Genomic DNA, 23,356 nt, shown 5'->3' on the forward strand with positions numbered 1-23,356 from the left:
GTGACGGGCGGCCCGCACCACGGCGGCCTTGACGCGCCGCCGGCCGGCGCGGGGCCCGGCCGCTAGCAGGCGTCGCGCATCAACTCCGCGAGGCCGTGGTCGAGATCGAGCTGGAGGTGTTCGCGGCCGACCGGCACCAGCTTGCTCGCGGCCTGGAGGAACCGGCGTATCTCACCGCTGCGCACGTGCACCACGGCCGTGCCCTCGGGGGCGTGGAACTCCAGGACGGTCCGGTCGTACCCGTACGGCCGCACCCGTACGTCGCCGTCGCCCTCGGGCTCCTCCAGACCGGCCGTCAGCAGGTCGCGGGCGAAGGTCCAGCAGACCTCGACGCCCTCCAGGGTGGCCGGGGCGGGGAAGGACATCCGGACGGCGAACGGGTCCCGGCGGTCGTAGTGCAACGTGGCGGGGATGCTGGGCATCCGGGGCGCGGCGGCGACCAGACGCGCCTCGACGGGCTGCTCGATGACGGTGGACAACGCCTTGCTCCCTTGTGACGTATGACGTACGACGGCTGGACGGACGCTTGGGTGGACGAGGCCGGCACTGGAGGAGACGACGGAACCGGCCGCCCCGTGCACATGGGGAGCTAGTGACCTCTGTCACCGCCTTTCATGCGCGGACGTGACCGGTCTTACGCGGCCGGAGCGCGCGTGGGAGCGCAGGTCGCCGGGCATCCGGCGACAAGGGGCGCTTCGCTCGACCGGGCGATTGAATATCGCCTGAAATGACGAACTGTCCCAGGATGCGGGTAGGCGGTCCTTGACTGAGAGGAAGTGAACGGCATGCCACGCGGATCCAGTGCCAAGCGGGAGCGTCAGTACGAGCACATCAAGGAGAGCGCGCGGGACCGGGGCGAGAGCGCCGGCCGCGCCGAGGAGATCGCCGCCCGCACGGTGAACAAGGAGCGCGCCCGCTCGGGCGAGTCGAAGACGGCCGGCCGCACCTCGACGCAGGACATGTCCTCCGGCAAGCGGGGCGGCCAGCGTTCGGGCCACGGCTCCCAGGGCCCCACGTACGACCAGCTCTACGAGGAGGCCAAGCGGCGCAACATCCACGGCCGCTCGGACATGAACAAGCAGCAGCTGCGGCAGGCGCTGGACAAGTGACCCAGGGACCCGCGGGCGGCGCCCCGGCGCACGCCCCGGCCGCGGCCGGGGGCCGGGGCGCGGCGACCTGACCGCCCCCGGCCCCCGAAGGCCGCGCGCCCCGGGGCGCCGCCCGTCGTGCCCGCGCCGCGCGGCGGCCCCGTAGGCTCCTGTCACCATGACGACGACCATAGGGATACCCGCGGGCTGGCCCGCGAGCACGGAGCGGGCGCGGGCCGTGCAGGACGAGTTGCGCGCGCGGATCGTGCTGGACGAGGCGGGTCCGGCGCCCGGGACGGGCCACGTCACCGGCGTGGACGTCGCCTACGACGACGAGCGGGACGTCGTCGCCGCGGCAGCCGTCGTCCTGGACGCGGCCACGCTGCGGGTGGTCGCCGAGGCCACCGCCATCGGCCGGATCTCCTTCCCGTACGTCCCCGGACTGCTCGCCTTCCGTGAGATCCCCACCGTGCTCGCCGCCCTCGACGCCCTGGACCGCCCGCCCGGCCTGGTCGTCTGCGACGGCTACGGACTCGCCCATCCGCGCCGGTTCGGCCTCGCCAGCCACCTCGGCGTCCTGACCGGCCTGCCGACGATCGGCGTCGCCAAGAACCCCTTCACCTTCGCCCACGCCGGCCCGGACACCCCGCGCGGCAGCGCCGCCCCGCTGCTGGCCGGAACCGAGGAGGTCGGCCGCGCGCTGCGCACCCGCGACGGAGTGAAGCCGGTCTTCGTCTCCGTGGGCCACCGCACCGGTCTCGACAACGCCTGCGCGCACACCCTCGCGCTGACCCCGGCCTACCGCCTGCCGGAGACCACCCGCCGGGCCGACGCCCTGTGCCACCGGGCCCTCAGGGAGGCGACGGGGCAGCCGGAGCCGGGCACGCACCAGTCGTTCGGTCGACCAGTCGACTAAACGACCGCCGCCGTGCGGAAGGTCAGCCCGGAGGCGCACAGCCGGCCGAGCAGCGCGTCGCCCATCGCGACCGCCGTCGTCACCTGCCCGGCCGTCTCGGGCAGCTCGTCCAGGGCCAGGCACAGGGCGGACTCGGCGAACATCCGCGCCGTCTCGTCGTAGCCGGGGTCGCCGCCCGCGACCTCGGTCAACACCCGCCGGCCGCCGCCCTCGCCGACGAACCGCACCGAGAACCAGCTCCTGGCCCGCTTCTCGGCGCTCGGTCCGTCGCCCGGCTCGAGCCGGCCGGACAGCCAGCGCCGCACCGGCGGCACCTGGGCCGCGGCGGCCAGGGCGCCCACGGCGGCCACCGAGCCGGCGGCCACCGGCAGCCGCCGTACGGCGGCGTAGTGGCGGTAGCGGAAGTCGGGGCCGTAGCGCTCCAGCGCCCGCGCCGAGCGGACCACGATCCGCGGGTCGATGGTCGGCAGCGGCAGCGCCCAGGCGCCGACCTCCCCGGCGAACCGCGGCGCCGCCGCCGGCGCCGAGGCCCGCCGCCCCACCAGCCGGGGTTCGTGCCACGCGCGCTCCCGCGCCGCGGCCCGCATCGACAGCGGCCGGGACAGCTGCCCGAGCGCCGAGGCGAGGGTGCCGCCGGAGAACGCCGCGTCCGCGCGCACGAACCCGTCCACGCTCAGCGGCACGCCCTCGGGCAGCTGCCCCACCGTGAAGTACACGCCCAGGTCGTGCGGCACCGAGTCGAACCCGCACGCGTGCACCAGCCGCGCCCCGGTCTCCCGCGCCCGGGCGTCGTGCCGGACGTACACCAGGTCGACGAACTCGGGTTCGCCGGTGAGGTCCACGCAGTCCGTGCCGCTGTCCGCGCAGGCGGCGACCAGTTCCTCGCCGTACGTCACGTACGGGCCCACGGTGGTGGCCACCACGCGGGTCCGCCGGGCCAGCTCCCGCAGCGAGTCCGGATCGGCCACGTCGGCCGTGACCACCCCGACGGACGCGCCGCCGGGCAGTGCCTCGCGCAGTTCCTCCAGCTTGCGTTCGCTGCGGCCCGCGACGGCCCAGCGCAGCCCGTCCGGCGCGTGCGCGGCCAGGTACTCGGCGGTCAGCCGCCCCACGAAACCGGTGGCCCCGAAGAGCACGATGTCGTACGGGCGCTCCGCCCCATTCAGCCTGCTCATGACACCCCTTGCCTCGCGGTCGCGCCGTCTGTGCCGCCGTCGGTGGCCGAGGCTAGCGTGCCCGCGCCGATCACCGCGAGGGGGTGCGGCGAGGGCGGCGGGGGAGTGGCGCGGGGGCGGCGCGCGGTACGGCCGGCGGCGCACCGGGTACGTCTCCCGACGCCGGCTTGGCTAAGCGCTTGCTCGTGTGGGGCTTGTGCCGGGTGGAACGTGTTCTTAACATCGTCGGTGTTACATCAGTTGTGTCACAGTGGTCGCGACGAAGGGGCCCACCACATGGCAACGGCACAGACGCCGGGGCGGTACGGCCCGCTGACCGGCGTGCGCGTCGTGGAACTGGCCGGCATCGGCCCCGGCCCGTTCGCCGCGATGCTGCTGGCCGACCTGGGCGCCGACGTGGTCCGGGTGGACCGCCCCGGCGGCGCCGGCCTCGGCATCGACCCGGCCCAGGACCTCACCAACCGCAACAAGCGCTCCGTCCTGTGCGACCTGAAGTCGCCCGAGGGCCGCACCCGCGTCCTCGACCTCGCCGCCCGCGCCGACGTCCTCATCGAGGGCTACCGCCCCGGCGTCGCCGAACGCCTCGGCGTCGGCCCCGACGCCTGCCACGCCCGCAACCCCCGGCTCGTCTACGGCCGGATGACCGGCTGGGGCCAGGACGGACCGCTCGCCCCGCGCGCCGGACACGACATCGCCTACATCGCCGTCACCGGCGCACTCGGCATGATCGGCGCGCCCGACGCGCCCCCGGCCGTCCCCGCCAACCTCCTCGGCGACTACGCGGGCGGCTCCCTCTACCTCGTCGTCGGCGTCCTGGCCGCCCTGCACCACGCCCGGGCGACCGGTGCCGGCCAGGTCGTGGACGCCGCCATCGTGGACGGCGCCGCCCACCTGGCCACGATGATCCACGGCATGCTCGCCGCCGGCGCCTGGCAGGACCGGCGCGGCGCCAACCTCCTGGACGGCGGCTGCCCGTACTACGGCGCCTACGAGACCGCCGACGGCGCGCACATGGCGGTCGGCGCCCTGGAGCGGCGCTTCTACGACGAGTTCGCCGCCCGCCTCGGCCTGCCGTCCGACCTCGCCGACGCGCACGCCGACCTCGCCCGCTGGGGCGAGCTGCGCGAGGCCGTCGCCGCCCGCTTCAAGTCCCGTACCCGTGAGGAGTGGACCGCGCTCTTCGCGGACTCCGACGCGTGCGTGGCCCCCGTACTGTCGCTGCGCGAGGCGCCGCACCACCCGCACCTGGCCGCCCGCGGCACCTTCACCGACCACGACGGCCGCACCCAGCCCGCCCCCGCGCCCCGCTTCTCGGCCACCCCCGCCACCGTCCGCACCGGCCCGGCCCTGCCCGGCGCCCACGCGGCCGAGGTGGCCCGCGACTGGGACCTGCCGGCGGACGCCTGAACCGGGCGGCGGCCCGCCGGGCCGCCACGCACCGCACAGCCACCGAACCCCTCATCGAAAGGCCTGTCAGTGAGCACCGAAGCGTACGTGTACGACGCGATCCGCACCCCGCGCGGGCGCGGCAAGGCAAGCGGCGCCCTCCACGGCACCAAGCCCATCGACCTGGTCGTCGGCCTCATCCACGAGATCCGCCGCCGCTTCCCCGACCTGGACCCGGCGGCCGTGGACGACGTCGTGCTCGGCGTCGTCGGCCCGGTCGGCGACCAGGGCTCCGACATCGCCCGCGTCGCCGCGCTGGCGGCCGGCCTGCCCGACACGGTGGCCGGCGTCCAGGAGAACCGCTTCTGCGCCTCGGGTCTGGAAGCCGTCAACCTGGCCGCCGCGAAGGTCCGTTCGGGCTGGGAGGACCTGATCCTGGCGGGCGGCGTCGAGTCGATGTCCCGGGTCCCGATGGCCTCCGACGGCGGCGCCTGGTTCAACGACCCGATGACCAACCTCTCCGTCAACTTCGTGCCGCAGGGCATCGGCGCCGACCTGATCGCCACCATCGAGGGCTTCACCCGGCGCGACGTGGACGAGTACGCGGCGCTGTCCCAGGAGCGCGCGGCGGCGGCCTGGAAGGACGGCCGCTTCGAGCGCTCCGTCGTCCCGGTCACCGACCGCAACGGCCTCGTCGTCCTCGACCACGACGAGCACCCGCGCCCCGGCACCACCGCCGACTCCCTCGCCGGGCTCAAGCCGTCCTTCGCGGACATCGGCGAGCTGGGCGGCTTCGACGCCGTCGCCCTCCAGCAGTACCACTGGGTGGAGAAGATCGACCACGTCCACCACGCCGGCAACTCCTCCGGCATCGTGGACGGCGCCTCGCTCGTCGCCATCGGCTCCAAGGAGGTCGGCGAGCGCTACGGCCTCACCCCGCGCGCCCGGATCGTCTCCGCCGCCGTCTCCGGCTCCGAGCCCACCATCATGCTCACCGGCCCCGCCCCGGCCACCCGCAAGGCGCTCGCCAAGGCCGGACTCACCATCGACGACATCGACCTGGTCGAGATCAACGAGGCGTTCGCCGCCGTCGTGCTCCGCTTCGTCAAGGACATGGGCCTGTCCCTGGACAAGGTCAACGTCAACGGCGGCGCGATCGCACTCGGCCACCCGCTCGGCGCGACCGGCGCGATGATCCTCGGCACCCTGGTGGACGAGCTGGAGCGCCAGGACAAGCGCTACGGCCTCGCCACGCTCTGCGTCGGCGGCGGCATGGGCGTCGCCACCGTTGTCGAGCGCCTCTGAATCCCAGCGCAGTCCTCAGCACCGGACCTCAACGGCCTCAACGGAAGACCTCTGACATGACCGAGAGCACCACCATCCGCTGGGAACAGGACGACACCGGCGTCGTCACCCTCGTCCTGGACGACCCGAACCAGTCCGCGAACACCATGAACCAGGCGTTCCGCGACTCCTTCGCCGCCGTCGCCGACCGCCTCGAAGCCGAGCTCAAGGCCGACCCCGACGCCATCCGCGGCATCATCCTCACCTCCGCGAAGAAGACCTTCTTCGCCGGCGGCGACCTGCGCGACCTGATCCGCGTCACCCCCGGGACCGCGCGGGACCTGCTCGACGGCGGCCTCGCCATCAAGCGGAACATGCGCCGCATCGAGACCCTCGGCAAGCCGGTCGTCGCCGCCATCAACGGCGCGGCCCTCGGCGGCGGCTTCGAACTCGCCCTCGCCTGCCACCACCGCGTCGCCCTCGACGCCTCCGGCACCAAGATCGGCTGCCCGGAGGTCACCCTCGGCCTGCTCCCCGGCGGCGGCGGCGTGGTGCGCACCGTACGGCTGCTCGGCATCACCGACGCGCTGCTGAAGGTGCTGCTCCAGGGCACCCAGTACAACGCGCGCCGCGCCCAGGAGAACGGCCTCGTCCACGAGGTGGCCGCCACCCCGGAGGAGCTGATCGCCAAGGCGCGCGCCTTCATCGACGCCAACCCCGAGTCGGCCCAGCCCTGGGACCGGCCCGGCTACCGCATCCCCGGCGGCACCCCGTCGAACCCGAAGTTCGCCGCCAATCTGCCCGCCTTCCCGGCCAACCTGCGCAAGCAGACGGCCGGCGCGCCCTACCCGGCGCCGCGCAACATCCTGGCCGCCGCCGTCGAGGGCGCCCAGGTCGACTTCGAGACCGCGCAGGTCATCGAGGCCCGCTACTTCGTGGAGCTGGCCGCCGGGCAGACCTCGAAGAACATGATCCAGGCGTTCTTCTTCGACCTCCAGGCCGTCAACTCCGGCGCCAACCGCCCCCAGGGCATCGAGCCCCGCACGGTCCGGAAGGTCGCCGTCCTCGGCGCCGGCATGATGGGCGCCGGCATCGCCTACAGCTGCGCCCGCGCCGGCATCGAGGTCGTCCTCAAGGACGTCGCGCTGGAGTCCGCCGTCAAGGGCAAGGGCTACTCCGAGAAGCTGTGCGCCAAGGCCGTCTCCCGGGGCCGTACCAGCCAGGAGAAGGCGGACGCGCTGCTCGCCCGCATCACGCCCACCGCCGACGCGGCCGATCTCGCCGGCTGCGACGCGGTGATCGAGGCCGTCTTCGAGGACCCCTCGCTCAAGCACAAGGTGTTCCAGGAGATCGAGCACATCGTCGCGCCGGACGCGCTGCTGTGCTCCAACACCTCCACGCTGCCCATCACCGTCCTGGCCGAGGGCGTCGAGCGGCAGGGCGACTTCATCGGCCTGCACTTCTTCTCGCCGGTCGACAAGATGCCGCTGGTGGAGATCATCAAGGGCGAGCGCACCGGCGACGAGGCCCTGGCCCGCGCCTTCGACCTGGTCCGCCAGATCAACAAGACGCCCATCGTCGTCAACGACTCGCGCGGCTTCTTCACCTCCCGCGTCATCGGCCACTTCATCAACGAGGGCGTGGCGATGGTCGGCGAGGGCATCGAGCCCGCCTCCGTCGAGCAGGCCGCCGCCCAGGCCGGCTACCCGGCCAAGGTGCTGTCCCTGATGGACGAGCTGACCCTCACCCTGCCCCGCAAGATCCGCAACGAGTCGAAGCGGGCCGTCGAGGAGGCCGGCGGCACCTGGCCGACCCACCCCGCCGAGGCCGTCATCGACCGCATGGTGGACGAGTTCGGCCGCACCGGCCGCAGCGGCGGCGCCGGCTTCTACGAGTACGGCGAGGACGGCAAGCGGGCGGGCCTGTGGCCGGGCCTGCGCGAGCACTTCACGAAGCCGGGGCACGAGATCCCGTTCAAGGACATGCAGGAGCGGATGCTCTTCGCGGAGGCCCTGGACACGGTCAAGCTGCTGGAGGAAGGCGTCCTGACCTCGGTCGCCGACGCCAACATCGGCTCCATCTTCGGCATCGGCTTCCCCGGCTGGACCGGCGGCGTGCTCCAGTACGTCAACGGCTACGACGGCGGCCTGCCCGGCTTCGTCGCCCGCGCGCGGGAACTGGCCGAGCGCTACGGCGAGCGGTTCACCCCGCCCGCCCTGCTGGTGGCCAAGGCGGAGCGCGGGGAGACCTTCACCGACGGCCGCTGACCTGCCGCGCTCAGGCGGAGGAGGCGTCCTCGTCCTCGAAGGACCCCTCCTCCGTCCGGGCCGTGTCGACCCACTCCCGCAGCTCCTCCTTCAGCGACCGCTGGAAGGTGGTCAGCAGCGCCTGCACCACCAGCGGGTGCATGTGGGCCGACAGCGACTTCACGTCCTGGGCGTCCCGCTCGGCGACCGCGTCGCGCAGCAGCCCCGAAAGCTCGCGGGCGGCGGCGCGGGCGTGCTCGATCAGCGCGGTGCGGGCCGCGAGGATCGTCTCCTCGGACAGCGGCACGTCCAGCAGCCGCACCCCCAGCCGGAACAGCCCGGCGTCGACGCGGTACGCGGCACCGTCGCCGTTCTCAGGTGCCAGCACGTTCATCGCCGCCAGCCGCTCCACGTCCTCGTCGGTCAGCGGCCGCCCGGCCCGCCGCTCCAGCTCGCGCCGGGACAGCGTCTCCACGCTCTCCGGCGCCCAGGAGGCGACGACCGCCCGGTGCACGGCCAGGTCGTGCGGCGACAGGTCCGGCGGGAGCTGGCGCAGATGCCGCTCGATCGCGGCCAGCGTCATGCCCTGGTGCTGCATCTCCTCGATCAGCGCGAGGCGGGCCAGGTGGTCGCGGCCGTAGCGGCCCACCCGGCGCGGGCCGATCTCGGGCGGCGGCAGCAGACCGCGGCCGCTGTAGAAGCGGACGGTGCGCACCGTGACGCCGGCCCGCGCGGCCAGCTCGTCGATCGTGAGGGCCGGCTCCCCGGTGTCGGTCGTCGTCATGTGAAGCAGTATCGCTGTATCAGTGCCGCTGTTACACCGACCACTGTGAAACCCGATGACCGATCTGCGCAGGTCGTGTGAGAAGTTCCGCTCTGTGACGTGTGCCATCGCATGAAAGTGATCTCGCTGGGAAGCTGGTTTCCTGGTCTGTACCGCGCCCATGGGCAGGGCGGGCCGGAAACGTACGGACACCCGGGCCCACCCCGCCCGGGGCACCAGAGAGTGGATCTTCCCCTTGACCAAGGACGTGCACACGGCACCCGTCGTCGGCCATCCCCAGGCGACCGGTGCTCCCGCCGACGCGGGCGACGCCGGTTACAGCAAGGACCTCAAGCACCGCCACGTCAACATGATCGCCATCGGCGGCGCGATCGGCACCGGCCTCTTCCTGGGCGCCGGCGGCCGCCTGCACAACGCCGGACCGGCGCTGGCGCTGGCCTACCTGGTCTGCGGCGTCTTCGCGTTCTTCGTGGTCCGCGCCCTGGGCGAGCTGGTCCTGTACCGGCCCTCCTCCGGCTCCTTCGTGTCGTACGCGCGCGAGTTCCTCGGCGAGAAGGGCGCCTACGTCGCCGGCTGGATGTACTTCCTGAACTGGTCGACCACCGGCATCGCCGACATCACCGCGATCGCGCTCTACACGCACTACTGGAGCTTCTTCACGCCCGTCCCGCAGTGGGTGCTGGCGCTGATCGCCCTCGCTGTCGTCCTCACCGTCAACCTGATCTCGGTGAAGATCTTCGGCGAGATGGAGTTCTGGTTCGCGATCGTCAAGGTGGCCACCCTGGTCGCCTTCATGCTGATCGGCATCTTCCTGCTCACCACCCAGCACCAGGTGGACGGCACCACGCCCGGCTGGAGCGTGATCAGCGACCACGGCGGACTGCTGCCGCACGGCGCGATGCCGGTCGTCCTCGTCATGCAGGGCGTGATCTTCGCCTACGCCGCGCTGGAGCTGGTCGGCGTCGCCGCGGGCGAGACCGCCGAGCCGGAGAAGGTCGTCCCGCGCGCGGTGAACTCCATCATGTGGCGCGTCGCCCTCTTCTACGTCGGCTCGGTCGTCCTGCTCGCGCTGCTGCTGCCGGGCTCGGTCTACTCCGGCGACGAGAGCCCCTTCGTCACGGTCCTGTCGAAGATCGGCGTGCCCGCGGCCGGCGACGTCATGAACCTGGTGGTCCTGACCGCCGCCATGTCCTCCCTGAACTCCGGCCTGTACTCCACCGGCCGCATCCTGCGCTCCATGGCGATGGCGGGCTCGGCGCCGAAGTTCACCCGCGTGATGAGCCGCAGCCAGGTGCCCTACGGCGGCATTCTGCTGACCTGCGCGGTGTGCGTGCTCGGCGTCGTCCTGAACTACCTGATGCCCAGCCAGGCCTTCGAGATCGTGCTGAACGTCGCCTCGCTCGGCATCGTCAGCACCTGGGTGATCATCATGGTCTGCCACCTGGTCTTCGTCCGCCGCGCCAAGGCGGGCCTGCTGACCCGCCCGCACTTCCGCCTCCCCGGCAGCCCGGTCACCGAGATCACCACGATCGCCTTCCTGCTGGCCTGCCTGGGCCTGATGTGGAAGGACCCGGAGGTGGGCCGCAAGACCCTCTACCTCATCCCGGTCCTCGCGGTCCTGCTGGTCGCGGGCTGGTACGGGGTGCGCCGCAGGGTCACCGAGGAGTCCGCTGCTTCGCTGACGAAGTAGCGGGGGCTCCGGGGCAGGGGTCGGCGGGAGCCGTCGGGCAGACGCCAGGCACTGGCACCCACCGTCAGGCTCCCGCACGTACTCACTGTTACGGCGCGTCCTCTCCTACTGCGCTCGGACGGCGGCCCGCACCTTCGTACGTCCGGAGGCTGGTCAAGACGTCGTGGTGCCCGCACAGGGCGAGGACCGACTTGGCGATCCGCCGCACTCGCTCGACCTCGCCGCGCAGACCCGCCGCCTCCTCCTCGTCGAGCCGTCGGCGGGCTTCCGCGAGTGCGGCCAGGGCGACCTGCGCGGGGACGTCGTCGGCCGGCAGAGCGGCAGCGAGCTGCTCGACGCGGGGGATCAGCTCACCGAGGGTTCGGCGGAAGCCGTCCTCGAAGGCCCGTACGGTGCCGTGCCGCGGCAGCGTCCTCTGGTCCAGGAACCAGGCAGCGGCGGCCCGCACCGTGACGGAGGCGAGCGCGGCGCCGTCCGCCTTCGCGTCGACACCGCTCACCGTCCGGACTCCGCCGCACGGTGGACCGGGCAGGCACAGGGGAACGCCTCGCTCACCGGCCAGGGCGGGGGTCCGTCGCCGTACGGCACGCTCACGGCGGTCTGCGGCTCGGTACGCGAGCCGTCGCGGCGGACGGTGTAGACCCGGATGGCGCCCCCTGGGCGCTGCGGTTCTCGGACGGTACGGTTCGTCACGTCGACGCTCCTTCGCAGCGTTGGCCACGCCCCGGGAGGTCTCACCACCTCGCCGGGGTCTGTGTAGTCATGCTGCTACTGAGCGTGTGGTCACGAGTTTCACGGCCCGTGAAACTTCGTCACGACAGACCGATCCACGAGGCGAACCCCGCGAGGGAATCCTTGCCGTACCTCTCCATGTGGATCAGTGTTTGTACGGTCTCGCGCACCTGCGGATGGTTCCGCGTCTGCTCCGGCGCGACGCGGCGCGCCGCTTGCAGGGCGGCGAACGCCTTCTCCCGGTTGCCGTAGTCCAGCCACCCCTTCGCGGCGTCCATGTACCAGCGGCCCGCCCGCACCGGTGCCACGTCCGCGGGCAGCCGTGTCTGCCGCGTGCTGCGTACGACCTCGGGCCCGTCGTACATCTCCACGGCCACCCCGAGCCGGTGCATGGCGACGTTGGTGGGCCCGAACTCCAGGCCGTAATGGTTCGCGTCGTCGTGTCCGAGGAGACGGGCGGTCTCCGCTGCCGCGTCCAGATGCGCGCGGGCGGTGGGGCCGTTGCCGGCACGGGCCGCGAAGATGGCGGACCGCAGGTGAGCCGCACCGTGCACGCTGAGCGAGGGCTCGTCCATGTGCGCGATGTCCTCGCCCACGTGACGGCGGACGCGCTCCAGCAGACGCATGCCGCGCTCGTAGGACGCGGCTTGCAGGAACAGCGTCGAGCGCTGCCACTGTGTACGGGCCACTCGAAGCGGGTCGCCCGATGCGGCGGCGGCCCACTGCACGCGGTCCATGGCCAGTGACCGCAGGTCGAACAACCCCAGCGCATAGGCGATTCCGGTCACGCCGGAGTACGCCTCGGCAAGCAGCCCGAACAGCCGCTCGCGCTCCGCTCCCTCGGCGGCGTGGCAGGCCGTCGACAGTTCGTCCAGCAAGGAGGGCAATGCCAGGCCCAACTTGGCGTAACTGGCCTTACGGCCCAGCGCGGAGACCTTCGCGACGTCCGCCGCCAGGTCGGCATAGGGCCGTGCTCGCACCGAGTCGTCGGGCAGGTCCCAGGAGAGCATCGCCGCCTGGATGCCCGGAATCGTCTCGTATACCCGGCCTCGGTACGGGTCCTCGTACGGCTGCCCGGTCAGCTGCTCCAACCGAACTCCCAGAGCGCGCGCCGCACCGGCGGTCAGGGACGGCGTGGCCGGTTTGTGCCCTCGCTCGACTTGTGCGACGAGGCTCTTGGAGCAGGGGATGCGCTGGGCGAGCTGAAGCTGCGTCAAGCCGCGCGCCTTTCGAGCCTCGGCGATCCGCCGCCCGATCCGCTCTCCCGCCGCGTCATTCGCGTAAGACATCATGGAGTCCTTCGAGTCTCGACCCTTCGAAGGTACCCCTGATCAAGAGGAGGCAGTGGGCGATCGGTCCGCCCGTCACACAGACCAGACCTCAGCGCTACGAGCCGGCATCCCCCTGCGGCCGGGGCCGCCTTCCTCACCTGCCGGTGATCCGGCCGAGTGCGGTGAGGCCGTCGATTCGCCAGTCGGCCGCCGCCCTCACCTCCGGGTCGTCCGCCCACAGATGCCCCCACGGGCCGCGCCGCAGGTGCGCGGTCCGCAGGCCCGCGGCCCTCGCCGGGAAGATGTCGTTCACCGGGTGGTCGCCGACGTACACCGTCCGTTCGGGCGCCGCCTGCGCCGCCTCCAGCACCCGCCGGAAGAAGGCCGCCTCCGGCTTGGCCACTCCCCACTCGCCCGACGTGGCGATCAGGTCCGCGGGCAGATCCAGGGCGCGCAGCAGCTCCCCGGCCCGCGCGGTCTGGTTGCCGGCGATGACGACCCGCACCCCCTGCGCACGCAGTGCCGCCAGCGCGGGCCGCACATCCTCGTACAGATCCTCCTCGGCCAGCCGTTCACCCTGTCCGGCTGCCTCCCGGGCGCGGTACTCCGCGGCGACGTCGATCCCGGGGCGTACGAGCCGGAGCGCGTCCGCGTTGTCCTGCCCCCGGGCGACGACGGCCCCGACGAGGGCGGAGAGCGTGTGTCTCGGAACCTGGAGCCAGTCGGCCCAGGAAGCCCAGTAGCGGTCGTCCCGGGTGATCGTCTCGCCGACGTCGAACACGATGGTGTCAATCACGCCCCGAGCCTACGGGGAGCCGGGACGCCGCCCGAGAGACGTACAGGTCGGCCACCGCCGATGCGGGACCACGACCACGAGCCGCCAGTCCATTGACGTCTGTCCGCCGCCTTAGTACTGCAATGGTCTTTGCCGTGACGGGTGGCCGGCTTCGTCGTTGTTGTGGCTATGGGTGGGGACCTTGCTGATGTGAGGTTGTGGGCGCGTGAGTTGGATGCGGTGCATGAGCGGTTCGTGCACCGTTTCAGCAGGTCGGAGCCGCGTGAGTCGGCACTGGCCTGTATGCGTGGTCTGATCGCTCCGCTGCAGCGGAAGAACGGCTGGACCCTGGCGGAGGAGGCCGGCCATGCGGGCCCGGACCGTATCCAGCGGATGCTGAACCGGATCGACTGGGACGCCGATGAGGTGCTCGGCGACGTGCGCCGGTACGTGGTCGACAACCTCGGCGACCCGGACGCCGTCCTGGTCGTGGACGACACCGGCTTCCTGAAGAAGGGGACGCGGTCGGCCGGGGTGCGGCGGCAGTACTCCGGCACCGCCGGGCGGACGGAGAACAGCCAGGTCGGCGTCTTCCTCGCCTATGCAACCGACCGCGGGCGGACACTGATCGACCGGCGCCTGTACCTGCCCACCTTCTGGACCGACGACCGCGACAGGTGCCGCCGGGCCGGCATCGACGACGACGTCGCCTTCGAGACCAAGGTGGCCATGGCCAAGGCGATGGTCCGCCGCGCCATCACGGACAAGATCCCCTTCCGGTGGATGACCGCGGACGCCGCCTACGGGTTCTCCAAGAACCGGCGGTCCGAGCTGGAACGGGCGGACGTCTTCCACGTCATGGCCACCACCCGACACGACACCGTGGTCACCCGCTGGGCGATCGACCACTCCGTCCACGACCTGTTCAACGGGCTCGCCCGGCAGAAACGGAAGCGCCGTTCCTGCGGCAGCGGGGCTCACAGCCTTGCAGATCTACGACTGGGCACGCGTCGAGGTGCGGCCCTGGCACCGACCCGACCGCCGCCACTGGGTGATCGCCCGCCGCAGCATCAGCCGGCCCGGGGAGGTCTCCTCCTACATCGCCTACTGCCCTGCCGAGACCACCCTGGACGAGCTGATCCGCATCGCGGGCAGCCGATGGGCCATCGAGGAATGCTTCCATAGCGCGAAGCAGGAATGCGGCCTGGACGACTACCAGGTCCGCCGCTACCCCGGACGGCACCGCCACATCACTCTCGCCATGGCCGCCCACGCCTGCCTGACCGTCCTGCGAGCCCGCGAACTGGACAGGGACAAAGCAGAAACGAATCCTCCCAGCTCATCCACCTCAGCCTCCCTGAGACGTCATCCGCTTTCCGAACGTGATCGTTCGGTTCGGCCTGGGTGGGATTGGGTGGTGCCTCGCGGCGGAAGAGATGGGTGTGTTCGTCCGCTCTTCTCGGTCGTGGAGGTGGCTGATGCCATCGGTGATCGGTCTGTTGGAGGCTCGGAGGAAGGGGATCCGGGAGGAGGTGGCGCGGTTGCGTGCCGCGCTCGATGAGGCGGAACGTGCGCTTCAGCGTCTGGTGGATACCCGGGTCATGGTGACGGAGGTACTGACCGTGGTGCCGGCCCCGGCGCCGGGTGTTCGCTGAAGGCGGCGGTTGCAGGATCGGCGGTGCCGTATCGGACCGGGGGCATGGCGGTATCCGTGCGGGCAGTTGATTACCAGCACATCGTGGAACTGCTGGAGTCGGACGTCGGGCGGAAGGGTATGCGCTGTCAGCAGTTGGCTGCGGCGCTGGGGCTCCGGGTGGTGCCGGCGAAGGTCGAGGGGGTGCGGTCGAAGGCGAAACGGCTGGCGGAGCGAGGCTGGATCCGGCAGGTGCGGCCGGGAGTGTTCACTGCTTTGCCGCAGAGCGGGCGGACCCTGCCGGGTGCCGGCCGGGGAGGCGGCCGCTCATGAGCATCGTCATCGACCACAGCACCATGGCCTCGTGCATGACGGGCAGCGTCTCGTAGTCCCGGACGAGACGACGTGAACGCATGAGCCGGCTGAGCGTCCTTTCCGCCACCCACCTGCGCGGCAGCGCCACGAACCCACTCGTGTCGTCGGTACGTCGGACGATCTCCAGGGTGAGATGGAGGTTCTCGGCCGCCCAGTCGACCAGCCGTCCCGCGTATCCGCCGTCCGCCCACACCCGGCGGATCGGGAAGTACTTCGTGCTCAGCCCATCGAGCAGTCCGACAGCGGCATCGCGGTCCTGGACACTCGCCGCGGTCGCCGTGACGGCCAGGACGAGGCCGAGGCAGTCGACCACCAGGTGCCGCTTACGGCCGCCCACCTTCTTCCCGCCGTCCCAGCCGGACGTCGAGCGCGGGATGTTCGCAGCCGCCCGCACGGCCTGCGAGTCCACGATCGCGGCCGTCGGGTCCACCGCGCGGCCTTCCTTCTCCCGCACGCGGTCGCGCAGCCGGTCGTGGAGTTCGCCGAGCAGACCCGCCACCTGCCGGCGTCGGGCGAAATGCGTGCACCCGCCGGTACGGCGGGAAATCCGCCGAAAGACCGGCCCACTTGACGCCGTTGTCGACCACGTAGCGCACCGCGTCCAACATCACGCGGTGGCCATAGCTCTCCGGTCGGCCTCCCCGGCCCTGGATCCATGCCGGAACCGGCAGCAAGGGCCGGACGACCTGCCACTCCACGTCCGTCAGATCCGAGCCGTAACACCGCACACGTTCCAGCCCGTCAGCCGCATTGTCGAACCTGTGCGCGAGACAGTCACACGATGGAGACAGCGAGTTGGACTCCGCGGACGCAACCACGAAAGACTGCCGGCACGGATACCGCCATGCCCTCGGTCCGGTGCGGCACCGTCGATCCCGCAACCGCCGCCTTCAGCGAAGACCCCGGCGCCGGGGCCGCCCCACGGTCAGTACCTCCGTCACCATGACCCGGGTATCCACCAGACGCTGAAGCGCACGTTCCGCCTCATCGAGCGCGGCACGCAACCGCGCCACCTCCTCCCGGATCCCCTTCCTCCGAGCCTCCAACAGACCGATCACCGACGGCATCAGCCACCTCCACGACCGAGAAGAGCGGACGAACACACCCATCTCTCCCGCCGCGAGGCACCACCCAATCCCACCCAGGCCGAACCGAACGATCACGTTCGGAAAGCGGATGACGTCTCACGGCCGGATCCAGATCTTGCGGCTGGTTCTCACTGGATCAGTTCGAGTTGCGGGTGGTCCGTGGATATCGGGCAGATGTAAAGTTGCAGGCTGTAGCCGCTGGCGATGACGATCCGAGTGTAGTTCGCTGGAGGGACGCCGGGGGGAAGCGGGTCGCGAGCCTGGGCTCCTTCGGGTGCCCAGCTTTTGGTGCCGCTGTTCCATTCGGTCGAGGCAATGGTCAGCAGCGGGTCCATTTGCGTGCCGCAGACGGAGCAGACGCGGGGCATGGGATCGGTGAGCCCCCAACGGGACCAGCCACCGGCCTTCCAGCCGGGAGAGACGGACAGCGAGTTCATGTAGAACTCCTCCGGGGCCACAGCATACGAGCTGTCCACCGCGGTGCTGGCCGTTTGCCATCTGCTCCAGTCTGCCAACTGCTGCTGCAGTTGCTTGCTCAGCTCCATGAAGTGGGGATACTCGGTGACTTCCTCAGGCGAGAGCAGGCACGGCTGGGGCAGGTATCCGAACTCGACCGTGGGCGGCTCGGGGGGCACGTCGAGGACGTCGGTGACGGCGGCGGCGGACCGCCACCGCAGCGCGGTCCTGAGGTGTCCGGGGTAGTCGAAGGGGCACCACAGCACTTGAAGCAGATCGGCGTCCGTCTGCCCGGGCGGGCGCAGCAGGGGGACGTCACGCGCGTACAGCTGGGCCAGGGGCAGCATGGCGATCGGCCCTCCCGGCCACGGCTGGTCGCCCTCGGGCCTGTCGTCGACCATCCGGTCCTCGGCCTCGCATGGGGATGTGTCGGGGGTGCGCGGCGACCCGCTCGCCTCTTGCGCCGGGATGCCCCGGTCCGCCCGTTCCCCCTCCAGCGAGGGGGCGGCGTTCACCTGGTCACATGTGTGCGGGCCTTCGCAGTGCGGCCATGGTTCCTCGGCCGGCCACAGCAACGGCCCGCCGACGGAGCTGTTGTGCCGCGACGGCGACCCGGGCCGTGGGTGCAGCCGGGTCGCCGTGCGGGCCAGCGGGGCCAGTTGAGGGAAGAGCGCGGTCACGTCAAGCGGCCGCGAGGGGGTCGTACGGCTCATTCTGGCTCCCGGTGGTGCGATGCAGTTGGGGTCAGTTTCCGAGGTTGAGCAGCCCGGTGTCGCCCTTGGTGTTGGGGATGTAGACATCGGGGAACAAGGGCTGCGAGGTTCCGTCAGCCCGCTCGACTGTAGCGCTCATGGTGATCCCTTGGGGGATCGTGCTGGTGTCGTCCCGGTAGTCGGGGATGGCCTGGTAGAAGATCGCGTCGTTCGGTCCGAAGGCCGCGTTCGCCACCGCCCGTTGGGCCGCCCACTCGTAGGTTCGCATGCTGGGTGTGCCGGTGTTCATCCCGACCTGCCAGCAGGGGACGAGGTTGTTCTGTCCGCCGTCTCCTCTTTGACCTTTTCCTCCGAGTATGTTAGCGATCAGGTGACACCGGGCGAGTCCGGTTCCGGGCGAAAACGTGTCGCGGAACAGTTGCGCATCCTGCCAGCCGGTGATGTCTCCAACTGCGTCGCTGCCGTCGCCGAGGTTCTTGCCGAGACAAGCCTGAGCCGTGGCCGCCCGGGTACCTCCCGATCCGGGTGGGGTGGTGGTTTTATTGGTGTGCGCAATCGGTTCGGTGGTGTTCCTGATCCACCCGTCCCGGGAAGGAAGTGCCTCGCTCGGCGCGTTGCTCAGGCAAGCGCCCTGCGGCTGGGGGGTCGAGCTGGTGATCTCCACCTTGAACTGCTCGCCCTCCACCACGCGCTGACTCGCGAAGCCTTCGGAGAGCTGTGACTCGGCGGACTGGACGTCCGCAAGCGGGGCGTGAACGCGTGCGCAGGGCCTGTTGCTGTTCTCGCCGTTCAGTTTGTAGACGTCCCACCCTCCGCTGCTGTAGTTGGGGACGATCTCGGCGCACTGTGCGCCGTCGGTGCCTCCTTCATGGGTGGCCGCGAAGGGGAATTGGCCGCAGCTGTCGCCCGCGACGAGGTCCGTCCGAGGTTGGAAGGGCTCTGAGCTCCCGCTTCCACAGGTTTGGCTCGCGCGGTCGGCTATGCCGCTCTTTGCCCGAGTCAGCGGCTTGTCTCGGCCCCAGCCGTCGGCGAGGTTCTGCTGGGCCCAGAGGTAGCCGGCCGCCGCAGAGTCCGAGCTGGAGGTCGCGCTCAGCTTGACGACCGGCGTTTCGGAGGGCACGACGCAGCCGCTGGCCGGCGTGCTGGTGGTGCTGGTCGTGTCCCGGACGTCGTCGTCACAGCGGATCTCCCTCGGATTGCTCCAGGAAGCGTTCGGGTCGGTGATCTGAGCTCCGGGTGTGGTGACGTACAGCTTGTACGACGTCGTGAACCGGACCTTTGCTCCGGCGGCCGGGGAGGAGGAGTAGCTGACGTAGCCGTTGACGGATTGGCCGCTGACCAGGTCGCCCCCGTACCACGCGGCGGTCTTGGTGACCTTGCACCCGGTGGTGCATTCGGCGCGGAACTTGGCGGTCAGCGACGTGACGGCCCCGGTCGCACCGGTCATGGTCACCGTGACGTACTCGTTCCACTTCGGGCTTTTGATGTCGGCGGGCAGGAGGGCGCTGGACGCGACGTCCAGCGTGCCGGTGCCGATCTCTTTGCCGTTGCCGTCCTTGAGCACGTACAGCACGGTCAGGCCGCTCACGCAGTAGCCGAAGCGGCTGAATGACCACGTCCCGGGGTTTGTGATCACGCAGCTCGCCGTGTCGGCGGCGGCCAGAGCCGTCGGCGGCACGGCGGTGGGGGTCCGCCGCCGCTGGGTCTGCGCTACCGGCGCGGCGTTCACGGTGACGCAGGCCTCCACCGCTCCCGCTCTGCGCTCGCGGGAGCCGGTGGGAGTGGGCTCGCAGTGCTCCCCGGAAACCGCCGGGAGAGTCTGGGTCTCGTCGGAAGTTGCTGTTCTGCCCGGATCGGCCGGGCCGATGCGCTCCGCCTTGTGAGGGACCGCGTCCCGGGCCTGGGTCGTCGGCGCCATGGCGGTGGTGGTGGCACCGAGGGCGAGGACGGCCAGCAATGGGACGGCTGTGCGTCTGAACCGCACAAATAGAGCGGATGGTCGCATTGTCATATGTGCCTTTCGGGTGTGATGTGCTGCGTGATGAGCGGGAGTGGGGGACACATCCAGGAGGTGTGCGGCGCGAGGAACGGGCGCGGCCTGCCGGTAACAGCGCACGCGTCGACGTGGCGGCGGGACGTCGTCACTCGCCGCTCAGCCGGTGACCGGCTGGGCGGAGGCGACCTCGAGACGACAGATGAAGGAGGCCTGTCACCAGAGCTTTGACAGACCGCTGGTGATCGAAGACACCAGCTCCTTGCCCTCTTTGGCGACCTTGTTGGCCACGGGGGCCACCTTCTGCACGACCGGCTTGGCCAGCTTGTTCCGGCCGAACGTGGCCAGGTTGAGGGCGGTATCTCCGACAGATTCGATGAACTGCCCGCTGGTGAAGCCATATTCGATACCGGTGAAGAGTGCGCCCAGCGCGCCGGCAGCCAGCGATACGTAGCCGAAGAACGCCGCGCCGGCCGCCAGTGGCGGGAAGACGAGGCTGGCCGCACCGAGGCCGGCGGCGATGAGGCCGGAGGCGACGCTGACCTTGTTCGCGGCGTCGGCCCACCAGCCGGCGTCCGACCACCAGTCCTCGTCGTCCTCTCCGGAGCCGGTGCCTTCGGGGTGGACGTCGTCGTGGGTGTCGCTGTCGGCCGGGTTCTGGCCCTGCCCTCGTTCCTGGCTCGCCTTCTCGGCGGCCTTGCGGGCGGCCTCAACGATCTCGGCCTGGCGCTTTTGAGCGACGATTTGGTGCGCCTGGCTCGCCGCTGCGGCGGCCGCGGCCTTGTCTCGGCCCGCGTTGATCTCAGACTGGCGGGCCGCGGCGGCGGACGCCTGGGCGCTGTAGGAGGACTGGAGCGCCGAGCGGGCCGCGTCGATGGCCGTGTTCGCGGAGTAGTTCGCCGCCCGGGACGCCTGGCGCGCGGTCGAGGCCGCCGTCTTGGCCTGGTTCGCCGAGGCCTGGGCAGCCGCCGCGGAGCGATCGGCGGCGGCGGCGTTGTCCTTGGCCTGCTGGGAGAAGGTGCTCGCCTTGCTCGCCGCGTCGATCGCCTTGTCGGCCCACTTCTGCGCGTCGGCCGCAGCGTTGCGGGCGTTGGCGGCCGCCTTCGACGCGTCCGCCGCGTCCTTCTGCGCCTGGTAAGCGATCTTGGCCGCGGCCGCGATCGACCCGCGGATGGCGGCGACGTGGGTAGCGGAGTCGTGGTCGAGCTGCGCCGCCGTGTACTGCACTTGCTGGACGAAGTGCCGGCGCATCCAGGTGGGGCCCTCCAATGCCACCTCCGCATACGCCTTGACGTACTCGCCGCCGGTGTTCGTAGCCGTCGCGGTGGCCACGGCGTCGTCCTCGCGCACCGCGGCCGGGTAGGTGCGGTCGAAGAAGTCCCGGTAGGCCTCCGGGGTGTTCTCGTCGAGCGCGTCGTTGGCGGCCTTGGTGACGGCCTTGCCCGGGTCGCCGTTGAGGATGCGGCCGACCTGGACCTTGTTGTCGTCCTGGGATGCCCGGATGACCCCGGAGGTGAGGAAGTCACCCACCGCCGTCGAACTGGAGCTCTGAAGGGCGGCGTGGGCGGCCTCCGCGATGGCGGGGCTGGATATCTGCGCGAGGTAGAGGACGGTCTCCCGGTCGTCCTGATTCGCGGCGAGGGACCGGTCGAGGTCCACCCACGAGAGCATGTCCTCGTCACTTCCCGCCAAGGCGAACTGCGCCGCCTGCCGCGTCCAGGCACCCTTCGCCTCAAGCAGGCCGGTGGCGGCCTTACGGCCCAGCGTCACGGCGAGCGCCAGGTCGCCGGTCTCCCACAGGGCCTTCTCCGCTGTGGCGATGACGTCCTTGAGAGCCTGCTCGGTCTGGGCATCCTGAGTGCGCTTGTTCTCGTTCTCGGCCTCTTCGTCGGCCTCGATCCCAGCCAGCAGGCGGGCCTCGTCGATGCCCTGCAGCTTGTCCTGTTCCAGGCGGGCCAGTTCCGCGTCCCGGGCCGCCTGCTCCACCGCCATGGCGTCCGTCACCGCCTTGGTGGCAACGTCGGCGGCCTTCACGGCCTCGGCGGCGTGCGCGGTGGACGTGTTCGCGTAGTCGATGGCCTTGCCCGCGTTCTTCACCGCCTCGTCGGCGGCGTCGGCCGACTTCAGGGCGTGTGCGGCGGCGGAGTTGGCGGCGTCGCGTGCCGCACGTGCCGCGGAGGCGGCTGTGTTGGCCAGGGCCTGGGCGAGGGAGGCGGAGTTGGTGGCCCGGTTCGCGGCAGCCGTCGCCACGGCCGCCTGGCGCTTAGCCTCGGCCGCCTCCGACTGAGCCGCACCGGAGGCCGCGGCTGCCTGTGCGGCGGCCTGGGCAGCGGCGGCGGAGTCGCGTGCGGCGCCCGCGGCCGCGATGCCGGCCTGGACGGACTGGGCGGTGGCGGCCGCGGCGTAGTCGGCCGCCTTGGCCGCGGACTGGGCCTTCGCGGCCGCATCACGGGCGGCTACGGCGGCGTTCTTGGCCGCCGCCGTCTTGGAGGCGTCCTTGGAGGCGGCAATGGCCGCGTTGTAGGCACGCGCGGCGGCGTTGCCGGCCGTCGCGGCGGCGTGGGAGGCCGCCGTCGCCGCATAGGAGGCGCGGCGCGAGGCGTTCACCGCCGCGTTGGAGGCGCTGATGGCGTCGCGGGCGGCATTCGCCGCGCCCTCCGCAGCATTCGCGGCCTTGCGGGCGGCCGCGGCGGACTTCTGCACGTCCTGCTGCGCCGCCGCGGCATCGGCGGCGGCCTTCTCGGCCGCTTCCTTGGCCTTCTGGGCGGCGGCCTGGGCGCGCGCGGAGGCCTCGGTGGCCAGGTCGGTCTCTGCCTGGGCGCGTTTGCCCTCCCGCTCGACCACCGCGACGAGTTCTGCGATGGTCGCCGACTCCTGGTCCCGGGCCCGGGCGATGTGCTGGCCGGTGTCGAGGAACCACTGGATGTCCGCAGCCGTGCCGCTCAGCGCACGGTCCGCGTACTTGCGGACCTCGGGCCCCGCGCTGATCATCATGGCCGACACCTGCACTCGCGCGTCCTCCAGCGCGGCGTCGTACTGACCGTCGGTGAGGAACGTCTCCAGGGCCTGCCGGGTGCCGGCGTCCAGAGCCGCCGAGGCCTCCCGCCGCACGCCTTTGCCGCCGGTGGACGACACGATGGCGGTCGCCACGCTCAGATCCTCCAGTAGAGCGGGCCGGTACCCCTGGGCGAGGAACTCGGCGATGGCGTCGTCGCCGTCGTCGAGGGCGGCCACGGCCTCCCGGCGCGTGCCCTTGCCGGCCCGGACCAGGGACCTGGCGATAGCGACGCGGTTGTCCTCCGCCGTCACTCTCGAGAGCGTCTCGGTCAGAAACGTCTGGACCTCGGCATCGGTGCCGTACAGGGCGTAGGCGGCTGCGGCCTTGGTGGCCTGACCGCCCGTCATGAAGGCCTTGACGACCTTAGCGCGGTCGGTGTCCGGCATGGTCAGCGAGTCGGCCGGCGCGCCGTCCGCAGCCGAGGCTCGTTTCGGCACGGCGAGCGAGAGGGGAACGGTGGACACCGCGGTCACGGCGGCGACCGCGCCGAGGAGCCGTCTGCGGCTCCAGTACATCGTCTGCATAAGGGTGTTGTCCTCGTTGTCTGTGACGACTGACAGGAATTCAGGCTCGGGCTGAACCATTTCAGCGTGCAGCGAGTCGGAAATCAAATGCCCCTTACCAGGAATGAGAGGCAGTCAGACAATGAGGCCATAAAAGAGACCCTTTGTCCTCTGCGAAATCTTCACAGGC

The 23,356-nt window shown here is 71.3% G+C and carries 18 protein-coding genes and 2 pseudogenes; 8 read left to right on the forward strand and 12 right to left on the reverse strand.

Annotation, left to right across the window (positions count from 1 at the left end; all coding sequences use genetic code 11):
• Positions 1–62: 62 nt before the first annotated feature.
• Positions 63–479 carry a spore wall synthesis regulator SsgD gene (ssgD, locus tag ABEB07_RS18655; protein WP_176151239.1) on the reverse strand — a complete coding sequence of 139 codons (417 nt, stop codon included), beginning with the start codon at positions 477–479 and terminating at the stop codon, positions 63–65.
• Between the two features lie 306 nt (positions 480–785).
• Between ssgD and ABEB07_RS18660 the strand changes: the two genes are divergently transcribed.
• Positions 786–1,109 (forward strand): plasmid stabilization protein, encoded by a 324-nt coding sequence (locus ABEB07_RS18660; protein ID WP_176151240.1) that lies wholly within the window; start codon positions 786–788, stop codon positions 1,107–1,109.
• Positions 1,110–1,266: 157 nt separating this feature from the next.
• Positions 1,267–2,004 (forward strand): endonuclease V, encoded by a 738-nt coding sequence (locus ABEB07_RS18665; protein WP_345669373.1) that lies wholly within the window; start codon positions 1,267–1,269, stop codon positions 2,002–2,004.
• Here ABEB07_RS18665 and ABEB07_RS18670 read toward each other — a convergent pair.
• Entirely contained in the window at positions 2,001–3,179 is a 1,179-nt protein-coding gene (locus tag ABEB07_RS18670; protein ID WP_345669374.1) for a saccharopine dehydrogenase family protein, read from the reverse strand. The two genes, ABEB07_RS18665 and ABEB07_RS18670, sit on opposite strands and share 4 nt — an antisense overlap.
• A gap of 276 nt (positions 3,180–3,455) precedes the next feature.
• On the opposite strand from ABEB07_RS18670, the gene ABEB07_RS18675 reads away from it, so the two are divergent.
• The 3 genes from ABEB07_RS18675 to ABEB07_RS18685 all read left to right on the forward strand — a co-directional run bounded on the left by ABEB07_RS18675 (position 3,456) and on the right by ABEB07_RS18685 (position 8,116).
• Positions 3,456–4,586 carry a CaiB/BaiF CoA transferase family protein gene (locus tag ABEB07_RS18675; protein WP_345669375.1) on the forward strand — a complete coding sequence of 377 codons (1,131 nt, stop codon included), beginning with the start codon at positions 3,456–3,458 and terminating at the stop codon, positions 4,584–4,586.
• Between the two features lie 69 nt (positions 4,587–4,655).
• Entirely contained in the window at positions 4,656–5,870 is a 1,215-nt protein-coding gene (locus tag ABEB07_RS18680; protein ID WP_345669376.1) for an acetyl-CoA C-acetyltransferase, read from the forward strand.
• A gap of 56 nt (positions 5,871–5,926) precedes the next feature.
• Positions 5,927–8,116 carry a 3-hydroxyacyl-CoA dehydrogenase NAD-binding domain-containing protein gene (locus ABEB07_RS18685; protein ID WP_345669377.1) on the forward strand — a complete coding sequence of 730 codons (2,190 nt, stop codon included), beginning with the start codon at positions 5,927–5,929 and terminating at the stop codon, positions 8,114–8,116.
• Positions 8,117–8,126: 10 nt separating this feature from the next.
• Here the strand turns inward: ABEB07_RS18685 and ABEB07_RS18690 are convergent, their stop codons facing one another.
• Positions 8,127–8,879: a MerR family transcriptional regulator gene (locus tag ABEB07_RS18690; protein WP_176151246.1), complete on the reverse strand. Its 753-nt coding sequence runs from the start codon at positions 8,877–8,879 to the stop codon at positions 8,127–8,129.
• Between the two features lie 235 nt (positions 8,880–9,114).
• Between ABEB07_RS18690 and ABEB07_RS18695 the strand changes: the two genes are divergently transcribed.
• The gene (locus tag ABEB07_RS18695) at positions 9,115–10,569 is read left to right on the forward strand and encodes an amino acid permease (RefSeq protein ID WP_345669380.1); all 1,455 of its coding nucleotides are present in this window, start codon (positions 9,115–9,117) and stop codon (positions 10,567–10,569) included.
• A gap of 88 nt (positions 10,570–10,657) precedes the next feature.
• On the opposite strand, the gene ABEB07_RS18700 is transcribed toward ABEB07_RS18695, so the two are convergent.
• The 4 genes from ABEB07_RS18700 to ABEB07_RS18715 all read right to left on the reverse strand — a co-directional run bounded on the left by ABEB07_RS18700 (position 10,658) and on the right by ABEB07_RS18715 (position 13,368).
• Positions 10,658–11,068: a DUF6415 family natural product biosynthesis protein gene (locus ABEB07_RS18700; protein ID WP_345669381.1), complete on the reverse strand. Its 411-nt coding sequence runs from the start codon at positions 11,066–11,068 to the stop codon at positions 10,658–10,660.
• On the reverse strand, positions 11,065–11,262 hold the full coding sequence (locus ABEB07_RS18705; RefSeq protein ID WP_345669383.1) for a hypothetical protein: 198 nt from the start codon (positions 11,260–11,262) through the stop codon (positions 11,065–11,067). Before ABEB07_RS18705 ends, ABEB07_RS18700 begins: the two co-directional genes overlap by 4 nt.
• Positions 11,263–11,381: 119 nt before the next feature.
• Complete coding sequence (locus ABEB07_RS18710) at positions 11,382–12,593, reverse strand: helix-turn-helix domain-containing protein (RefSeq protein ID WP_345669384.1); 1,212 nt, start codon at positions 12,591–12,593, stop codon at positions 11,382–11,384.
• 133 nt (positions 12,594–12,726) lie between these two features.
• Positions 12,727–13,368: an HAD family hydrolase gene (locus tag ABEB07_RS18715; RefSeq protein WP_345669385.1), complete on the reverse strand. Its 642-nt coding sequence runs from the start codon at positions 13,366–13,368 to the stop codon at positions 12,727–12,729.
• A 168-nt stretch (positions 13,369–13,536) separates the two neighbouring features.
• Here ABEB07_RS18715 and ABEB07_RS18720 point away from each other — a divergent pair.
• Together ABEB07_RS18720 and ABEB07_RS18725 are read left to right on the forward strand one after the other, a co-directional pair.
• Positions 13,537–14,710, forward strand: a pseudogene (locus tag ABEB07_RS18720) (IS701 family transposase); the annotation flags it as partial.
• 115 nt (positions 14,711–14,825) lie between these two features.
• A complete protein-coding gene (locus ABEB07_RS18725) occupies positions 14,826–15,002 on the forward strand; it encodes a hypothetical protein (protein ID WP_345669467.1) in 177 nt (58 codons plus the stop codon).
• Between the two features lie 246 nt (positions 15,003–15,248).
• Here the strand turns inward: ABEB07_RS18725 and ABEB07_RS18730 are convergent, their stop codons facing one another.
• The 5 genes and pseudogenes from ABEB07_RS18730 to ABEB07_RS18750 form a co-directional block, all read right to left on the reverse strand.
• Positions 15,249–15,854 (reverse strand): transposase, encoded by a 606-nt coding sequence (locus tag ABEB07_RS18730; protein ID WP_345669386.1) that lies wholly within the window; start codon positions 15,852–15,854, stop codon positions 15,249–15,251.
• Between the two features lie 79 nt (positions 15,855–15,933).
• Positions 15,934–16,173 (reverse strand): annotated as a pseudogene (locus ABEB07_RS18735) (transposase); the annotation flags it as partial.
• Positions 16,174–16,571: 398 nt separating this feature from the next.
• On the reverse strand, positions 16,572–17,612 hold the full coding sequence (locus tag ABEB07_RS18740; RefSeq protein WP_345669387.1) for a hypothetical protein: 1,041 nt from the start codon (positions 17,610–17,612) through the stop codon (positions 16,572–16,574).
• Between the two features lie 31 nt (positions 17,613–17,643).
• Positions 17,644–19,569: a DNA/RNA non-specific endonuclease gene (locus tag ABEB07_RS18745; protein WP_345669388.1), complete on the reverse strand. Its 1,926-nt coding sequence runs from the start codon at positions 19,567–19,569 to the stop codon at positions 17,644–17,646.
• 252 nt (positions 19,570–19,821) lie between these two features.
• On the reverse strand, positions 19,822–23,187 hold the full coding sequence (locus ABEB07_RS18750; protein ID WP_345669389.1) for an ALF repeat-containing protein: 3,366 nt from the start codon (positions 23,185–23,187) through the stop codon (positions 19,822–19,824).
• Between the last annotated feature and the right edge of the window lie 169 nt (positions 23,188–23,356).

This window comes from Streptomyces similanensis (assembly GCF_039543625.1).
GTDB classification, from domain to species: Bacteria; Actinomycetota; Actinomycetes; order Streptomycetales; family Streptomycetaceae; genus Streptomyces; species Streptomyces similanensis.

Excerpts from the sequence above, each read along its gene's own strand:
- ABEB07_RS18710 (WP_345669384.1), bottom strand. The coding sequence starts at position 12,593 with ATGATGTCTTACGCGAATGACGCGGCGGGAGAGCGGATCGGGCGGCGG.
- ABEB07_RS18675 (WP_345669375.1), top strand. The coding sequence starts at position 3,456 with ATGGCAACGGCACAGACGCCGGGGCGGTACGGCCCGCTGACCGGCGTG.
- ABEB07_RS18725 (WP_345669467.1), top strand. The coding sequence starts at position 14,826 with ATGCCATCGGTGATCGGTCTGTTGGAGGCTCGGAGGAAGGGGATCCGG.
- ABEB07_RS18670 (WP_345669374.1), bottom strand. The coding sequence starts at position 3,179 with ATGAGCAGGCTGAATGGGGCGGAGCGCCCGTACGACATCGTGCTCTTC.
- ABEB07_RS18740 (WP_345669387.1), bottom strand. The coding sequence starts at position 17,612 with ATGAGCCGTACGACCCCCTCGCGGCCGCTTGACGTGACCGCGCTCTTC.
- ABEB07_RS18660 (WP_176151240.1), top strand. The coding sequence starts at position 786 with ATGCCACGCGGATCCAGTGCCAAGCGGGAGCGTCAGTACGAGCACATC.
- ABEB07_RS18750 (WP_345669389.1), bottom strand. The coding sequence starts at position 23,187 with ATGCAGACGATGTACTGGAGCCGCAGACGGCTCCTCGGCGCGGTCGCC.
- ABEB07_RS18690 (WP_176151246.1), bottom strand. The coding sequence starts at position 8,879 with ATGACGACGACCGACACCGGGGAGCCGGCCCTCACGATCGACGAGCTG.
- ABEB07_RS18685 (WP_345669377.1), top strand. The coding sequence starts at position 5,927 with ATGACCGAGAGCACCACCATCCGCTGGGAACAGGACGACACCGGCGTC.
- ABEB07_RS18665 (WP_345669373.1), top strand. The coding sequence starts at position 1,267 with ATGACGACGACCATAGGGATACCCGCGGGCTGGCCCGCGAGCACGGAG.